Here is a 12,983-nt window from a genome sequence, read left to right on the forward strand (position 1 = left end):
CGAGGACGGGCCAGCGGTCGACCGGCAGGTCGAGCAGCGCTGCTGTGAGCGCCGCGATGAGTCCACCGTGGGCAACGAGCACGACGGGAGCGTTGCCCCCGTCCGCTCCCCACTCCGGATGCTCGGCGACGAGCTCTCGCACTACCGGGACACTGCGGCGCGCGACGTCGACACGGCTCTCCCCCGACGGCGGCGCCAACGTCGCGTCGGCGCGCCACGCTGCACGCGCACCTGGGGCGACCTCGTCGACATCGAGGTGCGTCAGCCCTTGCCACTCTCCCAGGTGCGTCTCGCGTAGCCGAACGTCGACCTCGACCGGCAAGTCGCAGGCATCACCCAATGCAGCAGCCGTGTCGAAGGCCCGGCGCAGGTCGGAGGAAACGATGCGCAGCGGCGCACGCGACGCCAACTCGGCCGCCGCGGTTTTCGCCTGGGTGCGCCCCAGCTCGGTGAGATCGGTGTCGAGCTGGCCCTGCATCCTGTCCGTCGCGTTGTACTCGGTCTGGCCGTGGCGCAACAGGATCAGCTGGCGCTTGACTGTCGCGGTCACTGCTCCGGTTCCGCGTCGGCGCCGGCATCGGGGCGCTCGCCGAGCCCGGGAACCTCGATGCTGGGGCAGTCCTTCCACAGCCGCTCGAGAGCGTAGAAGTTGCGCTCGTCGTTGTGCTGGACGTGGACGACGACGTCGATGTAGTCGAGAAGCGCCCAGCGCCCCTCGCGAGTGCCTTCCTTACGGACGGGCTTGTGCCCCGCTTCACGCAGCTTCTCTTCGATGTTCTCGACGATGGCGTTGACCTGACGCTCGTTGGGCGCAGACGCGATGACGAAGCAGTCGGTGATGACCAACTGCTCCGACACGTCGAGCACCACGACGTCGGTCGCGAGCTTGTCGTCGGCGGCGAGTGCCGCCATCTTCGCGATCGAGGTGGCCTGGTCTGTTGCAGTCACTGTGTTCTCTTCCGTTGTGTCGAGCTCGCCGAATTTTCAACCCTGTGCATCGTCCACCGCATCGGCGTCGGAGGCGGTCGGGAGCTAGTCGGCGATGGTCTTCTTCTGTGGCGCCGGCTCCGACATCGTGACGGAGCCGTCGAGGCGTTGTTCGCCGGTTGGGCGGTACAGGTTTCTCTTCGATATGTACTGAACGACGCCGTCGGGCACGAGGTACCAGACGGGCCTGTTTTCGCTGGCCCGGAGCCTGCACTCGGTGGACGAGATCGCGAGCGCGGGTATTTCGATCAGTGTCAACGCATCCTGAGGCAGATCCTGGAGGTGGTCTGCGAGATGCTCGACACCGAGTTCGAAACCAGGCCGCGAGACGCCGACGAACTTGGCCAGTTCGAACAGTTCTTCCCAATTCTGCCAGGTGAGAATGTTCTCCAGCGCGTCTGCTCCGGTGATGAAGTACAGCTCCGCAGTCGGGTGCTGCGCGCGCAGGTCGCGCAGCGTATCGACCGTGTACGTCCGCTTCTCACGGTCGACGTCGACGCGACTGACGGAGAACCGTGGATTCGACGCCGTGGCGATGACCGTCATGAGGTAACGGTCCTCGGCCGGGCTGACGACCTTGCCTTCCTTCTGCCACGGCATGCCAGTCGGTACGAAGATGACCTCGTCGAGCCCGAAACTGTTGGCGACCTCGCTGGCCGCGACGAGGTGGCCGTGGTGGATCGGATCGAAGGTTCCGCCCATCACGCCCAGCCTGCGGACTGCCTCGGGTTGTTGCTGCACGATTGAGGAGCTTACTTCGCGTGTGCGGGAGTGGAGCCTGCGGAATGACCCAAAGGGCTGGGAGTGGAGCCTGCGGAATGACCCAGCAGGCGGTCGGTGGGGTTCATACCGGCAGTAGGCGGGAGACGAAATCACCGAGTTGCGCGGTGGTGCGGCACTCGTACATGCCGATGACGTCGCTGTAGGTGTTGGCTGCGGAGTCGCCGGAGCCCCATTGTGCTCTCGGCTCGGGGTTGAGCCAGTAGGCATGTTTGGCGACTGCGACGGTGCGGGCTAGGGCGGGCAGTTTGGGGTCGCGGTAATTGGTGCGGGCGTCGCCGAGGATCAGCACGGAGGTTCGCGAGGTGACGGCGTGGGCGTACTTGTCGTCGAAGGTGTGGAAGGCGTTGCCGTAGTCGGAGTGCCCGTCGTAGGTGATGAGGTCGGCGTCGCGCATGATGTGCGACATTGCGGCTCCGAGGTCGGAGCGTGAGTCGAAGTACTGCGTCACTTCGTCGGTGGAGTCGATGAAGGCGAAGATGCGCACTCGTGAAAACTGTTCGCGGAGTGCGTGGACCAGGAGCAGAGTAAAGTGACTGAATCCTGCCACCGACCCGGAGACGTCGCAGAGCACGACGAGTTCGGGTCGCGCGCGCCGGGGTTTGCGTTGCACCAGGTCTATGGGCACACCGCCGGTCGACATGGATTTGCGCAGGGTGCGGCGTAGGTCGATGGTCCCTGCCCTGCTGCGGGCTCGGCGTGCGGCAAGCCGGCTGGCGAGGAGTCGGGCGAGAGGTGCGACGCTGCGTCGCAGTGCGACCATTTCGGTGTCCGAGGCGCGGAGGAAGTCGACTTCTTCGGCGAGCTTCGGCACGCCGTAACTTGCGACGCGTTCGCGGCCGAGCTTTTCGGCGGAGCGGCGCCGCGTCTCTCTGTCGACCATCGATCGCAGGTCCGCGATGCGTTGTGCGGACGTTCGTTTGGCGACCTCGTCCTCGTAGTTTCCCGACGACCGGTTCGAGCCTGTTTCTGCGTTCCCCAGGAGTCCGTCGAGGATTTTGCTCAGCAAGGTGTCCGGTGCGACGTCGCGGAGAGCCTGATACGCCGAGAACGACGGACCGTTGGCGGATTTGTACTGCCCCAGTTCTTCGACCATCTGGGCAGCCAGCATCTGGGTCAGTTCGAGCGCGTCCGGGCCGGCGTCGACGAGCAGTTCGGTGATCAGTTCGCGCAGCGCCGTGTAGTCCACCTCGCCGTCGGGGGTCCGGGGTAGCGCGGTGTCGATTCCCCCGGGGTCACGCTGTCCTGTCGCGGCGGGGAACCACAGGTCGAAGAGCGCATCGAACGTTTCGCGGTGTGTCGACCGACGCAGCAGCGAGCACGCCAGTCCTTCTCGTACTGCCTCGCGGTCGAGGAAGTCCAGTACCGACAGCACACGCCCGGCGTCGACGGTTTCCGACGGCCCGACCGCGATTCCGCGCTTGCGTAGCGCTTCGACGAAGTCGACGAGGTGGCCGGGTAGACCGTGCGGGGCGTACATGTCAGTTCAACCGGAGTTCGGCCGCGACTTTGTGCTGATCGGACTGGTTCTTGAGCACCACTCCCAGGGTCGAGCGAACCGCTTCGTCGTCGAGGGTGTCCATGCCGAGAGCCAGCAGGGTCCGGCCCCAGTCGATGGTTTCCGCGACGGAGGGCAGTTTTTTCAGCTGCATCGCGCGCATCACGCGGATAGTGCGCACCATCTGCTCGGCGATCGCTTCCGGGAGCTCCGGTACTCGGCTGGCAAGGATGCGCAGCTCGAGGTCGGCGTCGGGAAAGTCGAGGTGCAGGAAGAGGCACCGACGTTTGAGGGCCTCGGACAGCTCGCGAGTGGCGTTCGACGTCAGGACCACGAAGGGCTTGCGAGTTGCGGTAATGGTGCCGAGTTCGGGAATGGTGACTGCGAAGTCGCTGAGGACTTCGAGTAGCAGCCCCTCGATCTCGACATCGGCTTTGTCCGTCTCGTCGATGAGCAGGACGGTGGGATCTTCTCGGCGGATGGCCTGCAGAAGCGGCCGCGCCAGAAGGAATTCCTCGGAAAAAACGTCGAGTTTCGTCTCGTCCCAGTCCTGGTGCCCCGCGGAGCTCGACTGAATGCGGAGAATTTGCTTTGCGTGGTTCCACTCGTACAGCGCCCGCGCTTCGTCCACGCCCTCGTAGCACTGGAGCCGCACCAGTTCGGCCCCGGTGCTCTGCGCGACAGCACGGGCGAGCTCGGTCTTGCCGACGCCGGCCGGGCCTTCGATGAGCAACGGCTTACCGAGTCGATCGGCAAGAAACACCGATGTCGCTGTTGCCTTGTCGGCGATGTACCCGGTCTCGCCGAGTCTGGAGACGACGTCGTCGACACTCCCGAACAACGGTGGTGAGGTCGGTAGTGCTCGATCCACGTGTACTCCCTGGTCGTGTTGACGATGTGTGCCGCTGGGTGCGCCGGTGTTCGTCAGACCGGCCGGGTGTGGCCTTCGCCCCACACTGTCCACTTGGTGGAGGTGAGTTCGGGTAGCCCCATCGGACCACGAGCGTGCAGCTTCTGCGTCGAGATCCCGATCTCCGCTCCGAAACCGAACTGCTCACCGTCCGTGAACGCCGTCGATGCGTTGACCATTACTGCGGCCGCGTCCACTCGGGTGGTGAACGTGCGCGCGGCCGACAGATCCGCTGTCACGATGGCTTCGGTGTGGCCCGTGCCGTACGTGTCGATGTGCGCGATGGCGGCGTCGATTCCCTCGACCACCTTGAGTGCGACGTCGAGCGAGAGGTATTCCTCGGCCCAATCCTTGTCGGTGGCAGGTACGAGGCCGGGTAGGTCACCGTGTACGACCACGCTGTGGGTTCGAAAGGCCTGCAACAGCTTCGGCACGGCGGCCTCCGCAATGGCGGCGTCGACCAGTACCGTCTCGGCGGCATTGCACACACTAACGCGACGCGTCTTGGAGTTGAGCACGATGCGCTCGGCCATCTCGAGGTCAGCCGCGGAGTGAATGTAGATGTGGCAGTTGCCCACGCCGGTCTCGATGGTCGGCACGGTGGCGTCGCGCACGACAGCAGAGATGAGCCCGGCTCCCCCACGTGGGATGACGACGTCCACCAGACCGCGCGCTTGAATCAGATGCGTGACGGACGAGCGATCAGCGCTCGAGAGCAACTGCACGGCGTCGACGGGGACTCCGCCCGCCGCGAGTGACGCGCGGATGACCTCGACCAGTGCCGCGTTGGACCGCGCTGCGGACGAGGAACCGCGCAGTAGCGCGGCGTTGCCCGACTTGAAGGCCAGCCCGAAAGCGTCGACGGTGACATTGGGCCGCGCCTCGTACACCATTCCGACCACACCGAGGGGAACACGCAGCTGACGGAGCTCGAGGCCGTTCGGGAGCGTGGAACCACGGATGACCTCGCCGATCGGATCGGGCAGACCTGCAACCTGACGCAGCCCCGCAGCGATGCCGTCGACGCGAGCCTCGGTGAGCCGGAGCCGGTCGAGCAGTCCTTCGTCGGTGCCTGCGGCACGCGCTGCATCGACATCGACGGTGTTGGCGGCGATCACCTGGGGCGCGGCGGCGAGCACAGCGTCGGCAGCCGCATGCAGGGCAGTATCCTTCTCGGCCGTCGTCAGCAGGGCCAGTGCCCGAGAGGCGACGCGCGCGCGCTCGGCGGCGGCGTGAACCTTCTCGCGTTCACCTGTTCGATCCGGCGCCACACCGGCGGACAGGGACGTAGAGGATGCTGCAGTCGGCGCTGCGTGAACGGACATGAATACACACTAACCAAAGCGCCCGACTGTTCTGCTTTGCCCGGGAATGGCAGCGCCGCGGCGACGGTTACGCGAGTTGCGACCGCAGAGGCGGATCGCCGATTTCTCGAGCGACGGAGGGAACCCCTTTGAGTGCCTTGTTCGAACCCCTGACACTGCGTGAAGTCACGATCCCGAACAGAGTGTGGATGGCGCCGATGTGCCAGTACTCGGCGGACACGGATGGCGACAGCATCGGAGTGCCCAACGACTGGCACCGCACACATCTGGTGAGCAGGGCGATCGGCGGAGCGGGATTGATCTTGACCGAGGCGACGGCGGTGAGCCCGGAGGGCCGAATCAGTCCCGCCGACCTCGGAATTTGGAACGACACACAGACCCGGGCATTCGCTGCCATCGTCGGAGAGATCGAAGGGCACGGCTCGATACCGGGTATTCAGCTCGCGCATGCAGGCCGGAAGGCGTCGACGACCGCGCCCTGGCGCGGCGGGAAGTCCATCCCGGCGGACGAACCGTCGGGGTGGGAGACAATCGGACCCAGTGCCGTCCCGTTCGGCGACTATTCCACTCCTCGCGAGGCGACGAAGGCAGAGATCGCCCGCATCGTCGACAACTTCGTCGCAGCGGCACAGCGAGCGCTCACGGCCGGCTTCAAGGTCGCTGAGATCCACGCTGCGCACGGCTACCTGGTCCACCAATTCCTCTCGGCAGCAAGCAACCAGCGCACCGACGAGTACGGCGGCGACTTCGCCGGCCGGACCAAGCTCCTGATCGACATCGTCGACGCGGTCCGCGCAGTGTGGCCGTCGGAGCTCCCCCTGTTCGTCAGATTGTCGGCAACCGACTGGCTGGACGAGGAGACAGGCGGATTGGAGGCGCCCAGTTGGACCGGAGACCAGACCGTCGCACTGGTTCAGCTGCTGCAGGATCACGGCGTCGACATGATCGACGTGTCCACGGGCGGCAATGTCCGAGCCAGAATTCCCGTCGAGCCGGGCTACCAGGTTCCGTTCGCGAAGCGCATCCAGAACGAGACGTCCATTCCCGCCGCTGCGGTTGGACTGATCACCGAGCCCAAACAGGCCGAGGACATCGTGTCCTCGGGTGAGGCCCAGGCCGTGCTGCTCGCCCGCGAGCTGTTGCGCGACCCGTATTGGCCTCGGCGCGCAGCCTGCGAACTCGGTGCAGAGATGCTGCCGGCGCTCGCTCCGCAGTACGAGCGCGCCTACTGAACATCACGATCGAGACATCACGATCGCAAGCGCCCCTGCCGAAGGCATTCGCTCGGCGAGGGCGCTTCGATCAGCTAGGTAGGAACGAACCCGAGCTTCTTGTCGACGACATTGTGCAGCTCGTTTCCTGCGGCGTATCGGTGAAAGTTGTCAATGAACAGTTCTGCCAGCCGCAGACGCCATCCTGCGGCATCGCCGCTCATGTGTGGGGTGACGACCAGATTGTCCGTGGTCCATACGGGGCTGTCGTGCGGAAGCGGTTCCTCTTCGAAAACGTCGAGAGCGGCACCGGCCACGTGACCTGTGCTCATGTACCGCAGGAGGGCATCGGTGTCGAGTAGCTCCCCTCGGCCGACGTTGACGACGCGAATCCCTGGCTTGGCTGCGGCGAGTACATCGGCGTCGACGAGGTGGCGGGTGGTGTCGGTCAACGGCGCCACGAGCACAAGGTAGTCGACGTCACCGACGACGTGCGCGAGACTCGAACTGGCGTGCACGACCCCGAAGTCTGCGTCGCCGGTGCGAGCAGTTCGCCCCGCCCCGGACACCGTCATTCCCACCGCGGTCAGCAGTCGGGCGATCTCGCGTCCGATAGCACCGGTTCCGACGACCATCGCGTGTGCCGCGTCGATACGTTCTGTCTCCCGATGCTTCCACTCTCGGCGACGTTGTAGCGCAGCCGACGTCGAGGAGTCTTTCGCGAATGCCAGTATCTGCGCGAGAACGAACTCCGCGATGGGTCTGTCGAAGATGCCCCGTGAGTTGGTTACCACGACGTTCGAACCGACGAGTTCGTCGAACATCAGTGAATCGACGCCCGCTGCAGCGATATGGACCCAATTCAGCGCATCGCATCGATCCCACACTTCGCGGACGGCCGGCGAGAAGAAGTCCCACAGGAACAGCACGTCGGCACCGGGGACGGCGTCAGCGAGTGTGTCTGCGGTGGCGAAGCGAACCTCCGCCGCCGCGGACACCGATTCGATGCCCTCGGGCAGGTTGTCGGCATGCAGCACGACGACAACCGGCCTGGCCTCCACGGTCACTACTTTTTGTACCCGACGAGTTCGACGCCGGATGCCACGACCTCGGCGTCGTTGTCACCGGGGCACTGGGTACCGCGAAGAGAACGACCGGCTGTCTCGGGCATCAGCAGGATGGGAACGAACGCGATCGCCGCAGCAAGCATCATGTACCAACCCGGGATCAGGTTCGATCCGGTCCGGTCGATCAGGAACGTCAGGATCAACGGCGCGGTACCACCGAACAGCGACGTCGAGACGTTGTAGCCGATCGCGAAGGCGCCGTAGCGAACCTGGGTCGGGAACAGGGCGGGCAACGTCGACGACACGCAGGAACACATGATCACGAGGAGAACGCCGAGGCCGAGCAAACCGACGGCCTGCCCGACGACCCCGGTGTTGATGATCAGCAGGAACAGCGGAACGCTGAACACGAAGTAACCGACACACGCCGCGAGGAGCAGCGGCTTCCTGCCGACTCGGTCGGACAGGGCGCCGATCGGATTGATGATCGCCATCATGATCAACATGATGACCACGAGGGTGAAGTTCGATTGAGTCGTGCTGTGTCCGAGAGTGTCGCTGAGGTAGGACGGCAGGAACGTCAGCACGGTGTAGTAAGCGATGTTGAGCAGCAGGACGAAGCCCATCAGGATGAGGATTCGTTGCCAGTAGGTCATAGTCGATTTCAGCGACTGGATAGCCCCACCGGAGGAGCCCTCCGAGACCGTGTCGCCCTCGGCCTTCGCCTCCGCGAAGACCGGGGAGTCCTCCAGGCGAGTACGCAGCCACAGCGCGACGATGCCCAGCGGGAGAGTCAGCAGGAAAGGAATGCGCCAGCCCCACGCCTCCATGGTGTCGTCGCCGAGACCGACGTTGAGCAGCGTGCACAGCGTCGCGCCGGCAACGGTGCCTGCGAGCGTGCCGAATTCGAGGAAAGAGCCGAAGAATCCGCGTCGTCTGTCGGGCGCGTATTCGGCCATGAACACCGCCGCGCCGCCGTACTCACCGCCCGTGGAGAACCCCTGCACCAGGCGGCAGACGAGCAGAAGAATGGGCGCCAGGATGCCGATCGTGTCGAACGTCGGAAGAATGCCGATTGCCGCTGTTGCAACGGACATCATCGTGACCGTCAGGACGAGTACCTTCTGGCGTCCGATTCGGTCACCCAACGGTCCGAGCACGATTCCGCCGATGGGTCTGATGATGAAGGACGCCGCCAGCACGGCGAACGTCGACAGAAGGCTCGCCCCGCCGTCCTCGGAGGGAAAGAAGTTGGCCGCGATGTAAACCGCGAGGTAGCCGTACACGGCGTAGTCGAACCACTCGACCGCGTTGCCGAGAGCGGATCCACCGATGGCTCGGTGGAGGATTTTCTTCTCTTCGGCGTTCAATTCTGCCGCATTGGGCGGATAACCTGTGGTGGCCTGATCCGAGCGGCCTTCGTTCGACTGTGTCACGGTCCAAAACCTTTCGCTTTCGAGAAAATGCGTGGAGCGTCGGGCTGGTACTTCGCAGCGTTTCACCCTACGGAATGCAGTCCTGGCTTGTTCTTCGACCCCCGATCGCGGGGTAGAAGTCCTGGTAGCGCAGTCATTCTCGACGCCATCAGCGCGTACGCCCTTGCGCTGTCGCACAATTGCTGCACCGACACCGATTCGTTCGGCTGGTGAGCCTCGGTTTCGATTTCTCCTGGGCCGAGCACGACCGCGGGGATACCCAGGTCCCGCACGACAAAACCCCCGTCGCACGACGCTGTCCACACGTCCGTTCCCTTGAATCCCACCACGTCCGTCACCGCGGCGACGGCAGCCGACACCACGCCTGCGTCGTCGTCCGTGACGAAACCCGGCATCTCCATCAGCACGCCGACCGAGATGTCGATGCCGTCCTCCGACACGACCGCGCTTACGTCTCTCTGCAGTCGCGCCGCGATCTCGTATGCGTTCTCGCCGGGCAGCAACCGCCGATCCACGGTGACGGTGCAACCGTCGGGAACCATCGACGTACCGGTTCCGCCCGCGACGGTGCCGACATTCCACGTTGCGGGGCCCAACTGTGAGTGCGGACGCCGACCTAGTTCGAGCGCTGATTCTTCGATCGAGACGATGGCACGCGCCGCTGCGGAGATGGCATTGCGTCCGTTCTGGGGTCGACCGGCGTGTGCCGAACGACCGGCGATCGTCATCTCCAGGTTGGCCGCTCCCCTGCACCCGGTGATCGCGACGAGATCGGTCGGCTCGGCCACGACGCAGTGCGCGTATTCACGTGACTGCGGTGCTGCGACAAAGGCGCGGATTCCCAGCCCGGTGTCTTCCTCGTCCACCAGACACACGAGCGTCACCGGTGCGGAATCTGCAGCGCCGCAGCGCTTCAACGCCGCCATCGCCACGACGACAGCAGCCAGACCGCCCTTCATGTCGCATGCTCCGCGGCCGTACAACCGGCCGTCGCGGACGACTGCGCCGAACGGATCCGTCGTCCACCCGCCTCCTGCGGGTACGACGTCGGAGTGACCGACGAACAGCACCCCGGGATCGGCGGATCCGCCGATGGTGACCGAGACGTTGGGTCGGCCGGGCGCCACTTCGTCGACTTCGACCTCGAATCCCAGTGCGCGACAATGTTCCGCGAGCACATACGCGACGGATTCTTCGGTGTCGCCGGGGTTCTCTCCGCCGGCGTCGATCAACGCGGACGCCAAAGCGACGATATCGTTCGCATCGATCGCGTCGAGGAGGCGTTGTTCGAGCTCCGTCACCGTGTCGGATCGCTCGACAAGGACGACATGGACTTCTCCACTGCGACGGCCAGTCTCCGGACACCCTCGTCGATGCGTTCCGGCGTGGACGAGGCAAAACACAGCCGAAGCGAATCGTGAAACTTCCCGCCGACGGAAAGCGCGGGACCGGGAATGTATGCGACGCCCTCAGCGAGCGCGACCTCGAACAGATCCTGGGTCGATACAGCGGCCGCGTCACCTCTCAGCGTTGCCCACAGGAAGAACCCGCCCTCGGGATCCGTAGACGACACGCGGTCGCTGAAATACCTGTTCAACGCCCTCTGCATTGCCAACTTTCGGGGCCGATACACAGCGCTCAGCGAGGTCAGATGGGTGTGCAGGTGCCCGCGGTCGATGAACTCGGCGATCATGCGTTGGGCGGGAAGGTTGGTGCACGTATCCATTGCCTGCTTGGCATTGATCAACAGTTGTCGAGCTTCGGGGGCGGCGTCGACCCATCCGACCCGCAGCCCTGGGGCGATCATCTTGGAGAAGGTCCGTACCGAAAAGACGAGTGGATCGCCCGGGCTCAACGCCTGGAAGCTCGGGATGTGCTCGCCCTCGAACCGAAGGAGACCGTACGGGTCATCGTCGAGGATGACGGCACCCCAGCGATGCGCGAGTTCGAGGAGGAGAGTCCGACGGGCCAGAGACATCGTTGTGCCGGAGGGGTTTTGAAAGTTGGGAATGACGTAGATCATCTTCGGTAGGCGACCCGCTCGCTCGACGAGTTCGGGAAGCGCCTCGACTACGAGTCCGTCGGCGTCCATGGGTGCCTCCAGCACGTCGCCGCCGTAGCTCAACACCGTCGCGGTCCCGTTCGTGTAGGTCGGGCTTTCGACGATGACCAGGTCCCCCGGATCGACGAACAGCTTGCATGCCAGGTCGAGCCCCTGCATGCCGCCCGAGGTGATGACGAGGCGGTCCGGTGACGTACCTTCTCCCACCGAGTCCAAGTAGCCGACGAGTGAATCGAGCAGCCTCGGGTCACCCTCTGTCGCTGCATAGTCCATGGCGTCCGACGTCATCACGGTCGACGCGATGTCCGAGAAGGCCGCAGCGGGAACGGTTTCTGCAGCCGGGGAGCCCATCGCGAATCGGACGATGTCGTGTTTCTGCGCGGCGAGAAGCGATGTCGACGAATCGATCACCGATCCGACCAGCTTGTCGGTGCGAAGGGCCCATGGGAGGGCACCTGCGGAATGACCCGGTGGGTTAGGAGTGGAGCCTGCGGAATGCCCCGGCGGGTTAGGAGTGGAGCCTGCGGAACGATTTCGTATGGTGGCGGTCATAATTCACTCCTTGGTCAGCAGTCGGCGCGGGTAGTCGGTGAAGGTTTCGACACCGCGGTCGGTGACGCGAACGGCTTCGGATACTTCGTACCCGTAGTCGTCCATCCACATTCCACCGATGATGTGGAAGGTCATGTTCTCGGCGAGCACCGTGTCGTCGTCGGTACGGATGCTCACGGTTCGCTCGCCCCAGTCGGGGGCGTAGGCGATGCCGATCGAGTATCCGATGCGGGAGGGTTTGTGCAGACCGTGCTGTGCCAGGCTGACGTTCCAGATCTGCGCCAGCTCGGTGGTGGTGACGCCGGGCCGCACAGCGGCGAGGACGTTGTTCAGGGCGGCCCCAGTCGATTGTGCGAGATAGTCGAGGCGTTTGGTCGGCTTGCCGAGAACGATCGTGCGTGCCATTGGTATGTGATATCGGCGGAACACTCCGGTCAGTTCCACGACGGTGGTCTCCCCGGCGATGAATACTTGGTCGGACCAGGTCAGGTGTGGCGTGTCTGCTCCGGCACCGGTCGGGAGCATCGGAACGATGGCCGGGTGGTCGCCACCGAACTCGGGGGTTCCTTTGATCTGCGCGTTCATGATGGCGGCGGCTGCGTCGCATTGCCGTCCGCCGACGACGATGGCGTCGTAGGCGGCGCCCATTGCGGCCTCGCAGACCTGCGCTGCACCCCGCATCAAGTCGATCTCGGCCGGTGACTTGATCACGCGCACCCAGTTGATCAGCTCGTACGAGTCGGTGAAGCGGTATTCGGGGAGTTGTTTGACCAGTGCTTCGAACGCTTTGGGGCTGAAGTAGTAGGAGTCCATTTCCAAGCCGACCTGGCCGTGCGAGAAATTGTTGACGACGCCGAGTTCACGTAGCTTTTGGGCGACCCAGACGAACGGGTGAGTGTCTTTGCGCTGCACGAAGTTCTCGGGGTAGCCGAACGTGTTCTCTCGCGGTAGCCAGGCCGTCCGGAAAGCACCGTTCGCATCCATTTCGCGGGCGAAGAAGTACAGCTCGCCTTCGAGCGGAACGTAGAGCATCTGTGGGGTATAGAACGAGAGAGCGTTGTATCCCAGGAGGTAGTAGAGGTTGGACGGGTCCGTGACGATCAGGGCCGTCAAATTTTGATCCAGCATCTTGCCTCGCACGGCCTGGAGGCGGGC

General features: G+C 64.5%; 12 protein-coding genes. 1 reads left to right on the forward strand and 11 read right to left on the reverse strand.

Annotated elements, in window-relative coordinates; genetic code table 11:
• The 6 genes from gpgP to WBQ44_RS23835 form a co-directional block, all read right to left on the reverse strand.
• On the reverse strand, window positions 1-478 hold a 478-nt coding region (gpgP, locus tag WBQ44_RS23810; protein WP_495569131.1), incomplete at its 3' end, for a glucosyl-3-phosphoglycerate phosphatase.
• A gap of 68 nt (window positions 479-546) precedes the next feature.
• Window positions 547-948, reverse strand: coding sequence for a ribosome silencing factor (rsfS, locus tag WBQ44_RS23815; RefSeq protein ID WP_495569120.1), 402 nt, complete (start codon window positions 946-948; stop codon window positions 547-549).
• Between the two features lie 84 nt (window positions 949-1,032).
• The gene (gene nadD, locus WBQ44_RS23820) at window positions 1,033-1,728 is read right to left on the reverse strand and encodes a nicotinate-nucleotide adenylyltransferase (RefSeq protein WP_495569121.1); all 696 of its coding nucleotides are present in this window, start codon (window positions 1,726-1,728) and stop codon (window positions 1,033-1,035) included.
• Window positions 1,729-1,831: 103 nt separating this feature from the next.
• On the reverse strand, window positions 1,832-3,247 hold the full coding sequence (locus WBQ44_RS23825; RefSeq protein WP_495569122.1) for a vWA domain-containing protein: 1,416 nt from the start codon (window positions 3,245-3,247) through the stop codon (window positions 1,832-1,834).
• A gap of 1 nt (window position 3,248) precedes the next feature.
• Window positions 3,249-4,136: an AAA family ATPase gene (locus tag WBQ44_RS23830; protein ID WP_495569123.1), complete on the reverse strand. Its 888-nt coding sequence runs from the start codon at window positions 4,134-4,136 to the stop codon at window positions 3,249-3,251.
• Between the two features lie 53 nt (window positions 4,137-4,189).
• On the reverse strand, window positions 4,190-5,500 hold the full coding sequence (locus WBQ44_RS23835; RefSeq protein WP_495569124.1) for a glutamate-5-semialdehyde dehydrogenase: 1,311 nt from the start codon (window positions 5,498-5,500) through the stop codon (window positions 4,190-4,192).
• A gap of 128 nt (window positions 5,501-5,628) precedes the next feature.
• Here WBQ44_RS23835 and WBQ44_RS23840 point away from each other — a divergent pair, with 128 nt between their 5' ends.
• Window positions 5,629-6,732 carry an NADH:flavin oxidoreductase/NADH oxidase gene (locus WBQ44_RS23840; RefSeq protein WP_495569125.1) on the forward strand — a complete coding sequence of 368 codons (1,104 nt, stop codon included), beginning with the start codon at window positions 5,629-5,631 and terminating at the stop codon, window positions 6,730-6,732.
• A 74-nt stretch (window positions 6,733-6,806) separates the two neighbouring features.
• On the opposite strand, the gene WBQ44_RS23845 is transcribed toward WBQ44_RS23840, so the two are convergent.
• The 5 genes from WBQ44_RS23845 to WBQ44_RS23865 all read right to left on the reverse strand — a co-directional run.
• Window positions 6,807-7,772 (reverse strand): D-2-hydroxyacid dehydrogenase, encoded by a 966-nt coding sequence (locus WBQ44_RS23845; RefSeq protein ID WP_495569126.1) that lies wholly within the window; start codon window positions 7,770-7,772, stop codon window positions 6,807-6,809.
• A 5-nt stretch (window positions 7,773-7,777) separates the two neighbouring features.
• Window positions 7,778-9,214, reverse strand: a complete 1,437-nt coding sequence (locus WBQ44_RS23850; protein WP_495569127.1) for an MFS transporter — start codon at window positions 9,212-9,214, stop codon at window positions 7,778-7,780.
• Between the two features lie 62 nt (window positions 9,215-9,276).
• Window positions 9,277-10,515 carry a M20 family metallopeptidase gene (locus WBQ44_RS23855; RefSeq protein WP_495569128.1) on the reverse strand — a complete coding sequence of 413 codons (1,239 nt, stop codon included), beginning with the start codon at window positions 10,513-10,515 and terminating at the stop codon, window positions 9,277-9,279.
• On the reverse strand, window positions 10,512-11,828 hold the full coding sequence (locus tag WBQ44_RS23860) for an aminotransferase-like domain-containing protein (protein ID WP_495569129.1): 1,317 nt from the start codon (window positions 11,826-11,828) through the stop codon (window positions 10,512-10,514). The genes WBQ44_RS23855 and WBQ44_RS23860 overlap by 4 nt, the downstream gene beginning before the upstream one ends.
• Window positions 11,829-11,831: 3 nt before the next feature.
• A partial coding sequence (locus tag WBQ44_RS23865) for a M24 family metallopeptidase (RefSeq protein ID WP_495569130.1) occupies window positions 11,832-12,983 on the reverse strand: 1,152 nt, incomplete at its 5' end.

Source organism: Rhodococcus sp. (in: high G+C Gram-positive bacteria), assembly GCF_049591685.1.
Taxonomy (GTDB): domain Bacteria; phylum Actinomycetota; class Actinomycetes; order Mycobacteriales; family Mycobacteriaceae; genus Rhodococcoides.

What these genes read in the sequence shown, in the direction of transcription:
- WBQ44_RS23835 (WP_495569124.1), bottom strand. Translation starts at nt 5,500, where the DNA reads ATGTCCGTTCACGCAGCGCCGACTGCAGCATCCTCTACGTCCCTGTCC.
- WBQ44_RS23860 (WP_495569129.1), bottom strand. Translation starts at nt 11,828, where the DNA reads ATGACCGCCACCATACGAAATCGTTCCGCAGGCTCCACTCCTAACCCG.
- WBQ44_RS23825 (WP_495569122.1), bottom strand. Translation starts at nt 3,247, where the DNA reads ATGTACGCCCCGCACGGTCTACCCGGCCACCTCGTCGACTTCGTCGAA.